The sequence below is a fragment of the Bacillus andreraoultii genome (assembly GCF_001244735.1).
GTDB classification, from domain to species: Bacteria; Bacillota; Bacilli; order Bacillales; family Caldibacillaceae; genus Caldifermentibacillus; species Caldifermentibacillus andreraoultii.
In genome coordinates, this window is record NZ_LN868937.1 from 1,049,513 (window position 1) to 1,067,025 (window position 17,513).

Annotated in this window: 14 protein-coding genes, 1 pseudogene and 1 other annotated feature; of the genes and pseudogenes, 8 read left to right on the plus strand and 7 right to left on the minus strand. The window is 36.1% G+C overall.

Features of this window, described 5'->3' with window-relative positions:
• Positions 1–269: 269 nt before the first annotated feature.
• From ccpA to motS, 3 genes are all read left to right on the plus strand, one after another.
• The gene (gene ccpA / locus BN2144_RS10250; protein ID WP_033828148.1) at positions 270–1,271 is read left to right on the plus strand and encodes a catabolite control protein A; all 1,002 of its coding nucleotides are present in this window, start codon (positions 270–272) and stop codon (positions 1,269–1,271) included.
• A gap of 133 nt (positions 1,272–1,404) precedes the next feature.
• Positions 1,405–2,208 carry a flagellar motor protein MotP gene (gene motP, locus BN2144_RS10255; RefSeq protein WP_033828149.1) on the plus strand — a complete coding sequence of 268 codons (804 nt, stop codon included), beginning with the start codon at positions 1,405–1,407 and terminating at the stop codon, positions 2,206–2,208.
• Positions 2,209–2,210: 2 nt separating this feature from the next.
• Positions 2,211–2,990, plus strand: a complete 780-nt coding sequence (gene motS, locus BN2144_RS10260) for a flagellar motor protein MotS (RefSeq protein WP_326564317.1) — start codon at positions 2,211–2,213, stop codon at positions 2,988–2,990.
• 120 nt (positions 2,991–3,110) lie between these two features.
• Here the strand turns inward: motS and BN2144_RS10265 are convergent, their stop codons facing one another.
• The 3 genes from BN2144_RS10265 to BN2144_RS10275 form a co-directional block, all read right to left on the minus strand.
• Positions 3,111–4,271 (minus strand): acetoin utilization protein AcuC, encoded by a 1,161-nt coding sequence (locus BN2144_RS10265; RefSeq protein WP_033828151.1) that lies wholly within the window; start codon positions 4,269–4,271, stop codon positions 3,111–3,113.
• A complete protein-coding gene (locus tag BN2144_RS10270; RefSeq protein WP_033828152.1) occupies positions 4,264–4,914 on the minus strand; it encodes a CBS and ACT domain-containing protein in 651 nt (216 codons plus the stop codon). Before BN2144_RS10270 ends, BN2144_RS10265 begins: the two co-directional genes overlap by 8 nt.
• A gap of 94 nt (positions 4,915–5,008) precedes the next feature.
• The gene (locus BN2144_RS10275; RefSeq protein ID WP_033828153.1) at positions 5,009–5,641 is read right to left on the minus strand and encodes a GNAT family N-acetyltransferase; all 633 of its coding nucleotides are present in this window, start codon (positions 5,639–5,641) and stop codon (positions 5,009–5,011) included.
• Between the two features lie 180 nt (positions 5,642–5,821).
• Here BN2144_RS10275 and acsA point away from each other — a divergent pair, with 180 nt between their 5' ends.
• The gene (gene acsA, locus BN2144_RS10280) at positions 5,822–7,558 is read left to right on the plus strand and encodes an acetate--CoA ligase (RefSeq protein WP_094763120.1); all 1,737 of its coding nucleotides are present in this window, start codon (positions 5,822–5,824) and stop codon (positions 7,556–7,558) included.
• A 260-nt stretch (positions 7,559–7,818) separates the two neighbouring features.
• Here acsA and BN2144_RS10285 read toward each other — a convergent pair whose 3' ends face one another.
• Positions 7,819–10,716 (minus strand): transglycosylase domain-containing protein, encoded by a 2,898-nt coding sequence (locus BN2144_RS10285; RefSeq protein ID WP_042337847.1) that lies wholly within the window; start codon positions 10,714–10,716, stop codon positions 7,819–7,821.
• A gap of 238 nt (positions 10,717–10,954) precedes the next feature.
• Positions 10,955–11,174 (plus strand) — a binding site (T-box leader).
• A 59-nt stretch (positions 11,175–11,233) separates the two neighbouring features.
• Here BN2144_RS10285 and tyrS point away from each other — a divergent pair.
• Together tyrS and BN2144_RS10295 are read left to right on the plus strand one after the other, a co-directional pair.
• Entirely contained in the window at positions 11,234–12,493 is a 1,260-nt protein-coding gene (tyrS, locus tag BN2144_RS10290; RefSeq protein ID WP_033828155.1) for a tyrosine--tRNA ligase, read from the plus strand.
• 361 nt (positions 12,494–12,854) lie between these two features.
• On the plus strand, positions 12,855–13,154 hold the full coding sequence (locus BN2144_RS10295; protein WP_187367000.1) for a hypothetical protein: 300 nt from the start codon (positions 12,855–12,857) through the stop codon (positions 13,152–13,154).
• A 130-nt stretch (positions 13,155–13,284) separates the two neighbouring features.
• Here BN2144_RS10295 and gdhA read toward each other — a convergent pair whose 3' ends face one another.
• A complete protein-coding gene (gdhA, locus tag BN2144_RS10300; RefSeq protein WP_187367042.1) occupies positions 13,285–14,667 on the minus strand; it encodes an NADP-specific glutamate dehydrogenase in 1,383 nt (460 codons plus the stop codon).
• Positions 14,668–15,024: 357 nt separating this feature from the next.
• Between gdhA and BN2144_RS20625 the strand changes: the two genes are divergently transcribed.
• Positions 15,025–15,147, plus strand: a complete 123-nt coding sequence (locus BN2144_RS20625; RefSeq protein WP_268258032.1) for a hypothetical protein — start codon at positions 15,025–15,027, stop codon at positions 15,145–15,147.
• 19 nt (positions 15,148–15,166) lie between these two features.
• Here the strand turns inward: BN2144_RS20625 and BN2144_RS20370 are convergent, their stop codons facing one another.
• Both BN2144_RS20370 and BN2144_RS20375 read right to left on the minus strand, forming a co-directional pair.
• Positions 15,167–15,637 carry a hypothetical protein gene (locus tag BN2144_RS20370; protein ID WP_230199728.1) on the minus strand — a complete coding sequence of 157 codons (471 nt, stop codon included), beginning with the start codon at positions 15,635–15,637 and terminating at the stop codon, positions 15,167–15,169.
• Positions 15,638–15,769: 132 nt separating this feature from the next.
• Positions 15,770–16,042: a transposase family protein gene (locus BN2144_RS20375; protein ID WP_230199729.1), complete on the minus strand. Its 273-nt coding sequence runs from the start codon at positions 16,040–16,042 to the stop codon at positions 15,770–15,772.
• Between the two features lie 123 nt (positions 16,043–16,165).
• On the opposite strand from BN2144_RS20375, the pseudogene BN2144_RS10310 reads away from it, so the two are divergent.
• Positions 16,166–17,458: pseudogene (locus tag BN2144_RS10310) on the plus strand (transposase); the annotation flags it as partial.
• Between the last annotated feature and the right edge of the window lie 55 nt (positions 17,459–17,513).

A 17,513-nucleotide genomic window follows, 5' to 3' on the forward strand; every position in this document is an offset into this window, starting at 1 on the left:
GATTTTCCATAAATATTACACTTTTTAAGGGGAATTGTGTTATAATGAACATTATCCCTTTTGCTTCTACAGAAGGGATTTTGTTCTTAATACAATAAGGTTGCCAAACCAAATAAAATTAATTTAGTTTCAATTTAAAAACGAAGAATTGTTTACTTATTTAGGGTAAAATAAGGAAAAGAGAAACTTAACTAATCGTGCTTTTATATAACTTAGTAAATATAGAATGAACATTACCCATTTTAAATGACTTAAAGGAGCTGTTTTTAATGAATAATATAACAATTTATGATGTGGCTCGTGAAGCAAATGTTTCAATGGCTACTGTATCACGTGTCGTAAACGGAAATCCAAATGTAAAACCCGCAACGAGAAAAAAAGTAATGGAAGTCATTGACCGCTTAGGTTATCGACCAAATGCTGTGGCAAGAGGATTAGCAAGTAAAAGAACGACTACAGTAGGTGTAATCATTCCTGATATAGCAAGTACATTCTATTCTGAGTTAGCACGTGGAATTGAAGATATTGCAATGATGTACAACTACAATATTATCCTTAGCAATTCAGACCAAAATAAAGAGAAAGAATTCCATTTATTAAATACAATGCTAGGAAAACAAGTAGACGGAATTATTTTTATGAGTGGAAATGTGACGAAAGAACATGTAGAAGAATTTAAAAAATCTTCTGTACCAATTGTTCTTGCTGGTTCTATTGAGGAAACAGGAGAAATTTCATCTGTAACCATTGATTATGAACAAGCAGCATATGATGCAACAACACATTTTATCAATAACGGACATAAAAATATTGGATATATCTTTGGACCGTTACAAGAGCCGATTAATGGGATTAAAAAATTAAATGGATACAAAAAGGCATTAACAGAGGCTGGCTTGGAATATAACGAAGAATTTGTCTTTGAAGGCGACTATACGTATGATTCGGGAATAGAAGCTGCAGAAAAATTATTAGAATTAGATGAAAAACCAACAGCGATTTGTGTTGGAACGGATGAAATGGCACTTGGAATTGTCCACGGATTGCAAGATAAAGGTTATTTAATTCCTGATGATTTCGAAGTCATTTCGGCAAGTAATACACGCCTTGCTGTTATGGTACGTCCGCAACTAACTTCAATCGTTCAGCCTTTATACGATATTGGCGCTGTGGCAATGCGATTATTAACAAAATATATGAATAAAGAAGAAGTAACTGAACATGTTGTTACGCTACCACATAGAATTGAATTCAGAAACTCAACAAAATAAAAAAGGTGTCGATATAAAAGGAAGAGGGACTAACCCGGCTTATGTTTGATGAGCAATACATATCGCAAGTCTCTAAAAAGTAAAGAAATTGTAGCTAGATAGAAAAAATTCCTTTTTACTGTGGGAGATGGACATGAAACGGTTAGATATTTTAACACCAATAGGTATTATCCTTGGAGTTTCTGTATTTGCTTTTGGTGTTATTTCATCAAAAGGTGTTAGTGGCTTTTTACAATTTATCGATATACCTTCCATCATTATCGTATTTGGGGGACTAACAGCAGCACTATGTATTAGTTTCCCAATAAAAGATTTAAAATTAATGTTTACTGTCATTAAGCAAGCTTTCTCGCATGAAGAATATGAACTGAATAAACTCATTGATTTATTCGTTCATCTCGCTGATCGTGCTAGAAGGGAAGGCTTGCTTGCATTAGAAAGTGAAATTGAATCAGTCGATGATACTTTTATAAAAAAAGGTGTTTTGCTTGCTGTAGACGGGATTGATTCGGACGTCATTATTGATATTATGAAAGCAGAAATATCTGCGATGGAAGAACGCCATCGTAAAGGAAGAAATTTGTTAGAAAAAGCGGGTGAATATGCTCCTTCTTGGGGGATGATTGGTACGTTAATCGGTTTAATTCTAATGTTAAACGATTTGAATGACCCGAAGTCAATAGGACCTAGTATGGCCATAGCGATTATTACAACTTTATATGGTTCTTTATTAGCAAATTTGTTTTTTTTACCGATTGCAGCGAAATTATCCGTAAAAACAGAAAGAGAAGTATTTGTTAAACAAGTAATTATTGAAGGGATTGTCGGTGTCCAATCTGGTCAAAATCCGAAATTACTTTCAGAAAAGTTATCAGCTTTTATCTCAAAGTCTGATCAGGAATTACCTTCTGAGAAAGAAATGAGTGAGGAGGAATAGAGTTGGCTAAAAAAAAGTCCAAGCCTCCAAAAAGTGGTGCACCGTTATGGATGGTTACGTATTCTGATTTAATTACTTTAGTTCTAGTTTTCTTTATTTTATTATTTTCAATGTCACAAGTCGATCTTCAGAAGTTCGAAGCTTTATCCCAATCATTAAAAAATCGCCAAATATTAGATTTTTATCCTTCAGCAATTCCGTTAGATTCTTCTTCAAACCAAGTAGATGATCCAATCGATGTGAATGAAACTGATCAGAATAGTGAAGAAGACGAAAAGGAAATGATGAAAGAGGATGACTCGGAAGGAGATCGTTTAGATCAGTTATTAATGGAAGTCAATGGGTATATTGAAGAAACGGGTTTAAAAGGAGTTGTTGTGGCAACACGAACGGAACGCGGAATTGTACTCGTTCTTCCGGAAAAGATTATTTTTGATACAGGTGACGCAACAATTATTAAAGATGCGCTACCATTTCTTGAACGAATCTCATCACTTTTAGTAAAAATACCTAATGTTGTGAAGGTTGAAGGTCATACGGATAATCGGAAAATTCATAACGTAATCTACCCTTCCAACTGGGAGTTATCGACTGCAAGGGCAAGTAGTGTTATTCGATATTTTATTGAAAAGCAAAACATGGATCCAACACGGTTTATCGCAACAGGGTATAGTGATACGAGACCTGTTGCACCAAATGACGGACCGGAAAATTGGAAAAAGAATCGTCGTGTTGAAATTGTTATAATGGATCCAGCATACGATGATAAAATGGATGAATGAGATGAGTTAATTTGTGAACAATGAAACTAGTGGAAATTGGTAGGGCTTTCCATACTGCTAATATTCTAAAAACATAGACAAACGTATGGAAAGCCATCTACATCTTTTTAATCACTTTTACTATTTCGCATTTTGTAAAATTTTTAAAGCCATTTCAACTGTCCTTTTATTTTTTTCTTCTATTTCTTTTTTTCTCGGGATGACGGGAACCATGTCTACTGGATCGCTCCATTCCGTTGGTAACGAAACAGGTGATAATGTGTTCCAACTTTCAAGCCAATCTGTTGGTAATTCATCTCTTGCTTTGTCAACTTGATTCGTCATCTCTAGCCAAATCAAAGACCAAGCACGTGGCACAACTCGCCAAATATCATAACCACCCCCACCAACTGCTATCCATTTCCCGTTACAATATTTATGAGCAATTTCATGGGCAATTTTAGGTATTTCATAGTAGATATTCATTGAAGCGGATAAATGAGTTAATGGGTCATAATAGTGAGCATCTGCACCGTTTTGGGTAACGATAACATCCGGCTGGAAAAATTCAGCAATTTGTTCAACAGATGTTTTATACGCATATAGCCATGAATCATCTTCAGTGAATGCATCTAGTGGTATGTTAAAGCAATAACCGTACCCTTGACCGATTCCCCGTTCATGTACTTGTCCAGTGCCAGGGAATAAGTATCTTCCTGTTTCATGGATTGACAAAGTACAAACACCTGGATCATCGTAAAAAGCCCATTGAACACCATCCCCGTGATGAGCGTCTGTATCAATATATAAAACTTTCAAATTATATTTTTTTCTAATATAACTTATGGCAACAGAACAATCGTTATAGATACAAAAACCTGAAGCTTTCCCACGAAACCCATGATGTAGGCCACCTCCAAGGTGAAGGGCATGATGGCATTTTTCCTCCATTACAAGTTCTACGGCGGTTATCGTACCCCCGACAATTAAACTACTCGCTTCATGCATGTTTGGAAAAATAGGCGTGTCCTCCGTACCTAAACCAAAATTGCTTGCCCGCTCCATTGGAAGGGTTTGTCGACCAGCACTTTTTACTGCATCTATAAGTAATTGGTCATGAGAGAGCAGTAATTCACCGTCACTTGCTTTCCGAGGCGATACAATCTGTTCATCTGATAAAGCATCAATCGACTTTAGTAGATCAACCGTTAGTCTTAGCCTTTCTTGATTAAACGGATGATGTTGATTAAATTTATACGACAACAGTTCGGGTGAGTAGATAAATACGGAATCATTATTCATAGGTCATCCCCGGGAAATTTGGCCATAACACATCAAACTGCTCATCTTTTAATGCTTGTATGATCGGTGTTGGATTAATTGTATCTAATCGGAAAACAATGATTTTTTTATCTGGATTTTTTTGATCCGGATAAAGGAGAACACTTTGGATATTCACATTAAAGTTATTAAACATATTTACTACTTTCGCTAAACTTCCTGGTGTATTTTGCAAACGAATCTCTACTTGAGAACCAGGCTGATCAGCACCGGTTAATCGTACGAATGTTGTGAGGACATCCGTCTCTGTTACAATTCCAACTAGTTTGTCTTCTTTAACAATCGGTAAACAACCAATTTGATATTTATAAAAATAGGCACAGACTTCTTCAAGAAAATCTAATGGGTGAGCAGTAATCACGTCTTCTGTCATAATAAAATGAACGGGCGTTTGGAAAATTTCCATATCTTTTTTATTCGAAAGTATAGATGGTATGGCTGACCGAATATCACGATCAGAAATAATCCCAATACAATGGTTTTGTTCATTAACAACTGGAATATGGCGCACTTGGTACGTTTCAATAATATTAATAGCGGATTGAATGCTGTCAGTTTCCTTCAATGTATATAGTTCTGTTCTCATAATCTCTTCAACTAGCATAAAAATTCCCCCCTTAAATTCGATTGTAATACCCCTTTGATAGATAAAATTCATTACTCATTTTTAGTCTTAGTCGTGGATAAATAACACTTCTTTAATACATAAAACGATTTCTGAAACGAAGTCGGTCAAATTTTTCAATGGAAGCTTGGTCCACACGTTTGCCAATTCGGACCATTAAGCAATTGGCTGGATGTGAACAAATTTCAGGATCATCAGTAGCATACCAAATCAATCCACCAGCATTCATCATTTTTTCCATAACTTTCCGATACTCCCACACATTAAGACCCGTACCCTTCAAATCCCAATGCCAATAATATTCTGTAGTAATAATGATGTAGTCTTCCATTGCATCATCCATCATGGCTAGTTTTAATAATTGTTTTCCAACAGCCTTTCCTCTGTACGGTGCAGCTACTTCAATAGCACCTAATTCTAGTAAATTATCCATATTTCCCTCTGACCATCTTTCTAATGGGTCTGGATAGAGAAAAGTAGCATAACCAATGACGGTGTCCTCGTCTCTAGCGATAATAATTCTTCCTTCCTCAAGTGAGGCAATTTCGACTAAGGCTTTCTTTTGCTCGGTGGGAGGGCGGAATGCAACTAACCCATCGTGAAAGTGAAACTCTGCTAATCGTTGTGATGATACCGGTCCTTCAATGATTAATGTTTCATCCTTCGTTTTCCACCTTTTTTTATAATAGGTTTTTTTATGTTTCAAAGTATCACCTCTAATAAATGATAATTATATTATAGATGAAAGTGGTTTCAAAAACGAGACTATTTTACGATGAATCAATAATTATATTTATAATATTTTAAATATATATATAAATAGGGTTGCAATTTTAACAAATTTATGAAATAAATATAATATGAACTTTATTTTTACACTGACTAAATGGAACAAGGGGGAATATTTGTGAAATTGGAAACGCTATCACCAAAAAACGGGGACTACAATCTTAAAAATTATGATGAAACGTACAGCACATTTAAATGGGAAGATGCAGAGAAATACTTTTCTTGGTATACGACAGGAAAAGTAAATATTGCATATGAAGCAATTGATCGTCATACGGAGGGTTTCCGAAAAAATAAAGTTGCCCTTATGTATCGAGATGGGAATCGATATGAAAAATATACATTTAAAGAAATGAGAGACTTTTCAAATAAGGTGGGAAACGTATTTAAAGATTACGGTGTTAGTAAAGGAGAACGTTTATTTATCTTTATGCCACGCTCCCCAGAACTTTATTTCTCTGTTCTTGGTGCGATTAAGTTAGGAGCAATTGTTGGTCCATTATTCGAAGCCTTTATGGAAGGTGCTGTAAGGGACCGGCTGCAAGATAGTGGAGCAAAATATTTAGTTACGACGCCTGAGTTATTACCACGTGTTCCAGTTCATGAGTTACCGGATTTAGAAACAATATTTATTGTTGGTAAAGATATAGAAGAAGAAGGAAAGTACGTTGATTTTAATAAAAAACTATCTGAAACTAGCAAAAATCTAGCAATTGAATGGGTTGATCGTGAGGATGGTTATATTCTACATTATACGTCTGGTTCTACTGGTAAACCAAAAGGAGTCCTTCATGTTCATAATGCGATGATCCAACAATATATGACGGCAAATTGGATACTTGATTTAAAAGAAGATGATATTTATTGGTGTACGGCTGACCCAGGTTGGGTAACAGGAACTTCATATGGAATTTTTGGCCCATGGTTGTATGGAGCAACAAATGTGATTGTCGGCGGTCGTTTCAGTCCAGAAGCTTGGTATAAAACGATTGAGGATTTTGGCGTAACCGTTTGGTATAGTGCACCTACTTCATTCCGGATGCTAATGGGTGCAGGAGATGAGGTGCTTAATCAATATGACTTAACATCACTACGCCATATTTTAAGCGTTGGTGAGCCATTGAATCCAGAAGTTATTCGTTGGGGGGCAAAAGCATTTGGCCAACGAATCCATGACAACTGGTGGATGACAGAAACTGGTGCACAAGTAATTAGTAACTACCCAAGTATGGATATTCGCCCGGGCTCAATGGGTAAACCAATTCCTGGTATTGTTGCTGCGATTGTTGATGATCGAGGAAATGAATTGCCACCGAATCAAATGGGGAACTTAGCAATTAAGAAAGGTTGGCCATCAATGATGCGTCAAATTTGGAATAACAAAGAAAAATACGAGTCTTACTTTTTCCCAAATGGCTGGTATGTTTCTGGTGATTCTGCTTATAAAGATGAAGATGGGTATTTCTGGTTCCAAGGTCGTGTTGATGATGTTATTAATACGTCTGGAGAACGAGTGGGACCGTTTGAGGTTGAAAGTAAGTTAGTTGAACATCCGGCTGTTCGTGAGGCTGGGGTTATTGGTATACCCGATCCAGTGCGTGGAGAAATTGTAAAAGCTTTTATTTCGTTACGCGAAGGTTATACAGAATCTAACGAGTTAAAAGAAGAGATTCGTCAATTTGTAAAAACTGGACTCGCTGCCCATGCGGCACCTAGACAAATTGAGTTTGTTGATAAATTACCTAAAACTCGAAGTGGAAAAATTATGAGAAGAGTACTAAAAGCTTGGGAATTAAACTTACCAACAGGTGATTTGTCTACAATGGAAGATTAATAAAACCCAATAACTCATATAATAGCATAATGCTTGAGAATAAAGGGGCTATCTAGAAAGTCATATTTCGACTTCTAGATGCCCCTTTCCATTTGTTTCGTATTTCGGATGCTATTCTTTTTGAACAGTCTCTTACTTTCCTTGTGCGATTAAGCGTACAAGGAAGGCTCTAGTAGCATTGCATCGTAGCCGAAAATAGGCTTTTTCGCCGAACTCCAGTCTCTTGGATGCCTAGAGGCTCTAGCGTCCTTGGATTTTTTTTACTCTCCACTTCCGTTTTCATTCATATCCGGTATCTCAACATTAACTTCTGGAACATTAATATCCGGTGCAGGCTCAGGGTTATCTTCAGGTTTTTTCTCTTGTTGTTTACCTGGTTGTTCCTTTTTATCTGTTTCTTTTTGTTCTGGTTTTGGTTCTTCCTTTGCACCAACGGTTACAATATTTGACAAAGGCGATTCTTGACCAGCAATATCAACGGCAACTACCGCATACTGACCATTACCTGGTAAGGAATAGGTTAAAGAAGAGCCCGCTTTAATACTTCCAATCTTTCCACCTTTTCCACCGTTTCCGACCCGATAGATTCGATAACCAACAATATCACTTTCTGAGTGTTTGTTCCAACTAATTTTGTTACCGAACAACGTCGCCTTTAATGGAGCTGGAACTTTTCCGTTCTCAGACATTTTCGCCGTTGAGATAAATACATTTTTCCAATTTGCTGTAGATGGTATGAGCTGATTAACATCCGTGAGTCTAGGTGCAATTTGTTTAACAAAATCTGGGTTGAGCATAACACCGTACGATGTAAATTCACTTGGTGTAGAGGCAAGTGCAACATATTTTTTATCTCCGATCGTGACGTAGGTTCCATCAATTAAACTATTATCAACCTTTGTCGGTACATGCTCAGCAATAAAGTAATCAGATAATGTCATTCCAGCCCTTGCACAAGCATTTGAAGGGAGAAGACCAGATATACCACAGTAAGATCTTTTTACAATTCCACCCGGCATATGAAATCGATCACTAGCCCCAATTAAATCAGGGTTTTCATCATAAGCAGCATTCATTAACTTTGCCCATAACGAAAGGTGATTTTTTCGTGCAGAACTAGGAATTGTATTTGGTACATCAAAACCAATCCACACTCCCAACGTAACATTTGGATTTAGACCGACAAACCAAAGATCATGTGTATCACTAGATGTCCCTGTTTTACCGGCAAGGTCAGTCGAAAATTTTAACTGTCCAGGTAAGGCAGCTGCTGTACCTCGCCTTACAACATCACGCATCATGTCAACGGTTAGATAAGCCGCTTGAGGAGAGAAAACTTTTGTCGCCTTTCTCTCTGGTTCATAAACAATGTTTCCATCTTTGTCGACAATCTTGTCAATTAATGAACTATCAACAAATGATCCATTATTACCAAATGCAGCGTATGCGTTCGTGTTTTCCTCGACAGTAACCCCATTTGTAAGGCCACCTAATGCAAGAGCAGGACTTTCATGATCTGCTTTCGTTAATCGTCCAATTCCTAACTTTTCTAAGTACTGCACCGGATCGTTTGGCATAATTTTTTGATACAAATTAACCGCTGATACGTTATAAGAATGGGTTAATGCAGTTCTAGCTGATGTGAGACCATAATATCGACGTGAGAAGTTTTGTGGCCACGGTCTTCCACCTACTCTCATCCCATGATCAACATCTGCAATCACTGTCCCTGGTGATGCAAGCCCCATATCAATGGCAGGTCCATAAACGGCAAGTGGTTTCATTGTCGAACCGTTTGAACGTTCCCCTTGGGTTGCATGATTATAATTTTCTCTTTTATGATCTAAGCCACCAACAAAACTAATAATCTTCCCTGTTTTATTTTCGATTAACATCGCACCTACTTCAAGTGGTTGTTTGACACTAACTTTTTTTCCTGTTTCAGAATTTTCCACTTGGATTGTTTGATAAGGTACGATTTTTTTGTATTGATCGATAATATTTTGCCATTTATCATAAATATTTTGATCGACTGTTGTATAGATTTTATAACCATTTTGTCGAAGGTCTTTTTCAGCAATTGTCTCATAACGCTTTTTTAAAACGGTATTTTTTTCAATATCTTCTTTCGTATATCCATCTTTTTTATAGTATGATTCCATTAATGCCGCAATCGCTTGTCTTTCACTTTCTATAATTAAATACGGATATTTCTCTATAATTGACTTTTGTGGTGGGATGAAATCTTTAACAATATCATATTTTACTGCTTCATCATATTCTTTTCGAGTAATAAACTTCATTTCAAGCATTCGTTTTAATACAATTTTTTGTCGAGTTAACCCAGGTTTTAGTCCTTCTTTACTTTTTTGTACTCCCTTATTCGTAAATGGTGTGTATCCAAAAGGGCTTTGCGGTAATCCGGCAATAAATGCTGCTTGTGGTAAATTCAGTTCTTTTGCAGAAACACCAAAAATCCCTTTTGCAGCAGCTTGCACACCGGCAATATTTTGCCCAGATGAATTTCGACCAAATGGAGAAACATTTAAATAAGCTTCTAGAATCTCGTCCTTCTTGAAAAACTTTTCTAAACGTAAGGCGAGTAGTATTTCCTTTGCCTTCCGTTCAAAAGATACTTCATTACTTAAAACTTGGTTTTTGACAAGCTGTTGTGTCAATGTACTTCCACCAGTCTGTACAGTAGAATTTGTCACTTCTTGAAAGAGTGCCCGTAATACAGCTTTTGGTACAACACCTTCATGCGTTTCAAAATTTTGATCTTCTGTTGCAATGACGGCTTTTTTAACATAGTCAGATATATCCTTTATACTGACTTCTTCCCGAATAATATCTGATCTAAGATAACCAATTCGAAGATTATCAGCAAAATATAATTCGGATGGTTCTTCATAGCTATATATATCTTTTTTCAACTCTTCATACGTACGTGGATGTTCATCTTTTATTAGAGAAGCAAAATAGCCGGCACCTATCCCAAAACCTAGTGCGCCACCGATAATTAGGAAAATTAAAAAAATTAAAATGAAATTCCAAATAACAGAATACGTAATTCGAAAGATTTTTGCCGTCTTCGGGTCGACTAAAGTTTCTTTAATCGGCTTCATTTTTGTCAACCATGTATTGAAAAATTCTCTCATTCACAGCCCTCCTAAAATCAAGTCCATTATAACATACAATAAATTGAACTTACTTTGTTTTTTCGCGAATTTTGCCGATTTTCTTTTTCAACCTTTTTTCTCTTTTAGAATTATGTCGAGAACCCTCGTGACTTCTAGTTATGAGTTGTTTACTAATGTTTGACATATTTTTATGAATATGCTAAAAATAGGTTAAAGATGTTGTTCTATCAGCTCGTTTCAGAGAATAAATTGAATATGTTAAGCAATGATGAGAAGCTAGTAGTTTTTCTATCCCTGTTCTTTAGAGAGTCGATGGTTGGTGAAAATCGATACAAATAGAAAAATGAATTACGCCTCTGAGCTTTCACTGTGAATATTTTTTTAGTAGCAGTGAACGGTTGTCCGTTAGCAATTAGAGTGGAGGATTGTATTGTATCCTCAAGTTGGGTGGTACCGCGATAAGATTCGTCCCTTCGATTTCATTCGAAGGGGCTTTTTATTTTGAAAAAATTTACTTAATAAAGGAGTTATAGAAATGGATTTACTAAAAGATTTACAATACCGTGGACTCATTAATCAAATAACAGATGAAGAGGGGTTAACAAAGCTTTTAACAGAAGAAAAGATTAAATTATACTGTGGATTTGATCCGACAGCTGATAGTCTTCATATTGGACATCTCCTACCTATATTAATGCTTCGCCGCTTTCAATTAGCAGGACATCATCCAATCGCACTCGTAGGTGGAGCAACTGGATTAATTGGTGACCCGAGTGGTAAAAAGGCAGAACGTACATTAAATGAAAAAGAAACAGTTGAAGGTTGGGTAGAAAGTATTAAAAACCAATTGTCACGCTTTTTAGATTTTGATCGGAGCGAAAATCCAGCGATGATGGCAAATAACTATGACTGGACAGGTCAAATGGATGTAATTACTTTCTTACGTGATATAGGTAAAAACTTTGGTCTTAACTACATGCTTGCGAAAGATACGGTCCAATCTCGTCTTGATGCAGGTATTTCTTTCACAGAATTTAGTTACATGATCCTTCAATCTTTAGACTTTTTAAAACTATATGAAACAGAAAATTGTCGACTTCAAATTGGTGGAAGTGATCAATGGGGCAATATTACGGCAGGTCTTGAATTGATTCGGAAGTCAAAAGAAGACGCAAAAGCATTTGGTTTAACGATTCCGCTCGTTACAAAAGCAGATGGTACGAAATTTGGGAAAACAGAAGGAAATGCTGTATGGCTTGATCCCGAAAAAACAACACCGTATGAATTCTACCAATTTTGGATTAACACGGATGACCGTGATGTCGTGAAATACTTAAAATACTTCACTTTCTTATCACATGAGGAAATTGAAGAATTAGAAAAAGCAACAGCGGAACAACCCGAAAAACGGCTAGCACAAAAAGCATTAGCGGAAGATGTGACAAAACTCGTTCATGGCGAAGAAGCATTAAACCAAGCTATCCGAATTTCAGAAGCACTATTTAGCGGAAATATTAAAGAATTAAATGGTGCAGAAATTGAACAAGGTTTCAAAGATGTTCCTTCTTACACAAATACAGAGGCAGAGATTGGCTTAGTAGATTTACTCGTAGCAGCAAAAATCTCCCCATCTAAACGTCAAGCGCGTGAAGACATTCAAAACGGTGCCATTTATATAAATGGAGATCGTGTAACTGATGTGGGTTATGTGTTAGGTAATACAGATAAGATTGAAGGGAAATTTACGATTATCCGGAGAGGGAAGAAGAAGTACTACTTGATTATATCGGAATAAGTTAAATGAAGATGGGGCTCATGGTGTTAAGCCGTGAGCCTTTTGGTATTTATTTTTTAAAAGTCTTTCCACCAGATTTTCGGTTAGCTTAACTATTTTTAAAAACCTGGTTGAATCTTTTTTACAAATATTTGAATCCGTATTAGAAAATCCTGAACTCCAAATTTTTGAAAAGTATTGGACTTTTTCACACGCTCATCTCTTGAGGTGGATCCCGAGAATGTCAACCGGTATTTCAATTACTAGTTTTGGATATTACCACTGTACGAAGCGGATCAAATTACGAATAGGACTTGAAAATTATATGCTTATTTTTCAAAATAGGTGATATAATAGGAGAAAAAGGAGGGGAGAAGGGGTGATGGATGTAGAGTTATTACAAGCTTTAAGAACTATTATAAAAGAAGAAATTGAGCCTGTTAAAAAAGATTTAGATAATGTTAAAATGGGGTTAGAGAATGTTAAACAGGGTTTAGAGAATGTTAAACAGGAATTGTTGGTTGAAATTAAACAAAGTAAGCAACAGGTAACTAAAGATATTTCTTCTAGTCTCAGCCAGTATGCAAAGGGGTTAGAAACATATATCGATCACAAAACAGAAGTATTAAATAAAAGGGTTTATAAGCTGGAAGTTGAGATGGAACGGTTAACCCAACAATAAAAAGCCAAATTAGGCTTTATTTTTTTTGAAATTAATAAGTGAACAATTTCACAAATGCTAGGAATATTGTTACAAAACAAAAAAAGGACTGTTTCTAGTTGATTAGAATTAACAGTCCATTTCACATTTATCACACAACCCCTTGTGAGATCATCGCCTGTGCTACTTTTTTGAATCCGGCAATGTTGGCACCGACAAGTAAGTTGCCAGGGTGACCATATTCGTTCGCAGCTTCAGTGCTTGATAAGTAGATGTTGTGCATAATTTCATGTAGTTTTTGGTCGACTTTTTCAAACGTCCATGAGAGGCGCATGCTGTTTTGGGCCATTTCTAGTGCAGAGACAGCAACACCACCAGCATTTGCAGCTTTTCCTGGTGCATAGAGAACACCATTTTCTAATAATACATGTGCTGCTTCAATCGTTGAAGGCATATTTGCCCCTTCCCCGACAGCTTTTACTCCGTTTACGACAAGCGTATTTGCGGATTCTGCATCAATTTCATTTTGTGTCGCACATGGAAGCGCGATATCACATGGAATCGACCAGATACCTGTGCAACCTTCATAATATTCAGCACCTGGGTGGATTTCCACGTACTCTCGAATTCGTTTTTCTTCTACTTCTTTTAATTGTTTCACTGTATCGAGATTAAGACCGTTTGGATCATAAATATATCCGTTTGAATCACTACAAGCGACAACTTTTGCACCGAATTGTTGGGCTTTTTCAATGGCATAAATCGCGACATTTCCAGATCCCGAAACAACAACTGTTGCTCCTTCAAAATCAAGTCCGTTATCTTTTAACATCTCTTGTACAAAATAAACAAGACCGTAACCAGTTGCCTCTTTTCTTGCTAAGCTACCACCGAAGCCAATACTTTTTCCAGTTAACACACCTGCTTCAAAAGCACCACGTAATTTTTTATACTGCCCGAACATATAACCAATTTCTTTCGCACCAACACCGATATCTCCAGCAGGAACGTCGACATCGGGGCCGATATAACGGTACAATTCAGTCATAAAGCTTTGAGTAAATCGCATAATTTCACGATCAGATTTTCCTTTTGGATTGAAATCTGAACCGCCTTTACCGCCGCCAATCGGTTGTCCAGTTAATGCATTTTTGAAAATTTGCTCGAAGCCTAAAAATTTTATAATACTACTATTTACAGACGGATGGAAACGGAGACCACCTTTATATGGTCCAAGAGCACTATTGAATTGGACACGGAAACCACGGTTAACTTGAACATTCCCTTGGTCATCAACCCACGGTACACTGAATGTGATAAGTCTTTCTGGTTCTACAATACGTTCTAAAATATTATGTTTCATGTAGATAGGATCTTTAGCGAAAAGTGGAATTAAGGAGTCAAAAATTTCCTTTACTGCTTGTTGAAATTCAAACTCGTATGGATTTCGATTTTTAACAATTTCAAATACTTGGTTTACATATTCGTTCGCTACTTTTTCATCATTACTAATCACTTGTGGTGTTGGATTCATTTTCATCATTCCTCTCATAAAAAAACTTAAAATCATAAAAATTGTTGGATAGTTGTTATCTGTGTTTATGTTGGTTTATTTGTTATCAAACTGTGAAGCTTCGTTGGAGTGGGTCTATGCGAAGTATCTTTTCATCTCATTTTCAGTTTGGTAAGATAAAGTAAGGCTAACTATGACTACATTCGAATCAGTTGTTTGTATAAGAATTTTATAATTTATAAATAATCTAATCAATATAAATATTAGATGAAATTGATATTGAAAAGTGATTAATTATCTATTTGAATGAATTTCATAATTTGAACTCTTAGAGTTTCAAGGGCTTCGAGAAGCAAAAAAAAGGAGTACCTCCCCAAAATGTCGAAGTTAGTAAGTACCATTCAAACTAATTTGACTGGTGGAAGACTCCCTATGACTTTTATACGACAAGGAAGCCTGTTAGACCTACAAGATTATACGATTTACAGCTATGAAGAGTAAATTTATCAATTTTAGGTGTTCAACAAAATGCTTGGTGTTGATGACGGCTTTGCTCCAACACTTTAATTGCCTGAAACTCAGACGAGATTGTTTTTATTCTTCCTTCCTTAAATCTGCATATATATTTCCATTTGTACTCTTCACACAGACTAAATACCTTTTCACATGCATAGAGGCTATTTCCTAAGATACAAATTGGCAGCCTTTTAAATATTTGTTTTATTTTCTTTGCCAACCGATAAAATGCTTTAAGTTCACAATCTTGTTTAGAAACATTTTCTGGTTCATTTTCGATAAATTCAGAGGCAATACTGAAGATCATATCACCCACGACAAGTTTGGCTTCAAGTACATGATGCATATAAAGAACAGTCTTTTCTCCTGTTTCTCTATTTGTATATACCCGTCTTAAACAATGTTCACAATGCTTGTCACAAAAGGTGTGCAACCCTGTTCCATCAATGCCGATTCCCCAATATTTTCCTTCCATTCGATAGGATTCAAAAGATTTTTTTCAATAACTCTTTAATCATATAAGTTCTGATTTTCTCTAGTTCATTCACATCTAAACCAGAGAAAAAGTCGTTGATTGTATCATAATGAGGGAGTTCTTCAAGGGAATCTAACCCAACACCTTTTCAACATTTTTGATACATTCTTCTTTATTGAAACGATTACTCATCGTTCTCATTGATTTCAGTCCAGTCATATTTTTCAAGATCATCGTAAATAAAATGACCCCTGGACCATACGTTATGTAGCTTTGATGTCGGTGATCTACTATATTTTTTAGGTGATCAACCAAGTCTTTGAAAAAACGTTTTTGAATTTTAAGGAACTCGAAAAAATAATTAACATTCTTTTCACGTTCTCTTCTCTCTTTTCTGGTAACCACAATAAAATCCCCTTAAATCGGCTCATTTATTAATCTAATTAGTTAAATTATTATATATTTGGGTGATTTTAGGGGGGATAGATATTTGAATTACCACGAAAAATTTTTACTCCTCAGAACTGATACGATTTAGAACCTACCCAACGATTTGATGCTATTTTTTCAGCTATCAATATTGATCCAATCTTCGCTGTGATGACGAAGAAATCACGTTTTGGTAGACCTGTTGAGCTGAACTACGCCGCTATGATATATTCATTAATTGCCCGTTTAACAGAACGAATTCCGTCTATCAAAGATTTGGTTAAACGGTTAAAAAATGATATGATTTTTCGTCTTGATTGCGGTTTTTTGGGATCTGATACAGTACCGTCAGAAGCTGCCTATTCAAGAATGGTGACAATCATAAGTGAATCAAATGTTCTTGAAAAAGTTCAAGAAATAATCCTTTCCCAAGCCATCACAGAAGGCTTTATTTCCGATGTTACCGTAGCTATTGATTCGACCCACTTCGAAGCTAAGGATCAGGCGCCTCCAATAGAAGAAAAGCAAAAAACAGAACCTAAGAAACGTGGGCGCAAATCGAAAGAGGAGAGAAAACAATGGTTAGATGAAAAAGCTGAACGTGAAGCCAATCTTCCTCTTTTGAGAAGAAAATTGAAGAGAGTAGGACGTTCCTTTAGAACAACATCGTACGGAGATTCCTAAAAGACCCTGAGTGGGATGTAAAGAAGAACAGAGAAGGAAAGAACGTTTTTTGGTTTAAGGCACATTTAGCTGTGGGTACAAAAAGTCAATACATTCTTCAATCTCTTTTTTCTTCTGGAAACTTAAATGATGGAAAGGCAGCGATACCTTTATTAAAAGGCATTCATGAACGTGTTCAACTGTCAACTTTACTTTACGTTTGAAACGATGGATGCAGGATACGATTGTGAACCAATTTATGAACAGATTCATCGAATGGTTTAACAATCAGTGATTGCCTATAACAAGCGTAATGAACCTGAACCAGTCGGATTTGATAAACATTTCGCACCAACTTGTTTCCGTGAACATTCGTATTTCTATGATAGTTTTGATTCGAAATACCAAACACTCAAGTATACACGTCCCAAAGAATGTAAGGACTGTCCGTTGGCTAATGATGGTGTATGCCAAAAGATATATAAGGTGAACATCACTGATATTAGAAAGTATACAGCGCCAGCACGTGGATCAAAAGCTTGGAAAACGATTTTTAAACGCCGTACAGCTGTGGAACGTGTCAATGCTTATCTAAAGATATACTTCCAACTAGATAATGTTCGTTATCGAGTTTACTTTGACCTTGTAACCTTAGTTTATAATGCTTCGAAATTAGCTGTAGACTGTGTGAAAATAATAAATACAACCCAAGTCTTGAACTTTCCCTGAAAATTTTAAAATACTTAAATTTTCCTATAGAAAAGGTCTTTAAATTAGTAGAGGA

What these genes read in the sequence shown, in the direction of transcription:
- motP (WP_033828149.1), top strand. Translation starts at nt 1,405, where the DNA reads ATGAAACGGTTAGATATTTTAACACCAATAGGTATTATCCTTGGAGTT.
- BN2144_RS20370 (WP_230199728.1), bottom strand. Translation starts at nt 15,637, where the DNA reads ATGGAAGGAAAATATTGGGGAATCGGCATTGATGGAACAGGGTTGCAC.
- gdhA (WP_187367042.1), bottom strand. Translation starts at nt 14,667, where the DNA reads ATGAATCCAACACCACAAGTGATTAGTAATGATGAAAAAGTAGCGAAC.
- BN2144_RS10270 (WP_033828152.1), bottom strand. Translation starts at nt 4,914, where the DNA reads ATGCTAGTTGAAGAGATTATGAGAACAGAACTATATACATTGAAGGAA.
- BN2144_RS10295 (WP_187367000.1), top strand. Translation starts at nt 12,855, where the DNA reads ATGGATGTAGAGTTATTACAAGCTTTAAGAACTATTATAAAAGAAGAA.
- BN2144_RS10265 (WP_033828151.1), bottom strand. Translation starts at nt 4,271, where the DNA reads ATGAATAATGATTCCGTATTTATCTACTCACCCGAACTGTTGTCGTAT.
- BN2144_RS20625 (WP_268258032.1), top strand. Translation starts at nt 15,025, where the DNA reads ATGTCGAAGTTAGTAAGTACCATTCAAACTAATTTGACTGGTGGAAGA.
- tyrS (WP_033828155.1), top strand. Translation starts at nt 11,234, where the DNA reads ATGGATTTACTAAAAGATTTACAATACCGTGGACTCATTAATCAAATA.
- BN2144_RS10285 (WP_042337847.1), bottom strand. Translation starts at nt 10,716, where the DNA reads ATGAGAGAATTTTTCAATACATGGTTGACAAAAATGAAGCCGATTAAA.
- ccpA (WP_033828148.1), top strand. Translation starts at nt 270, where the DNA reads ATGAATAATATAACAATTTATGATGTGGCTCGTGAAGCAAATGTTTCA.
- acsA (WP_094763120.1), top strand. Translation starts at nt 5,822, where the DNA reads ATGGAACAAGGGGGAATATTTGTGAAATTGGAAACGCTATCACCAAAA.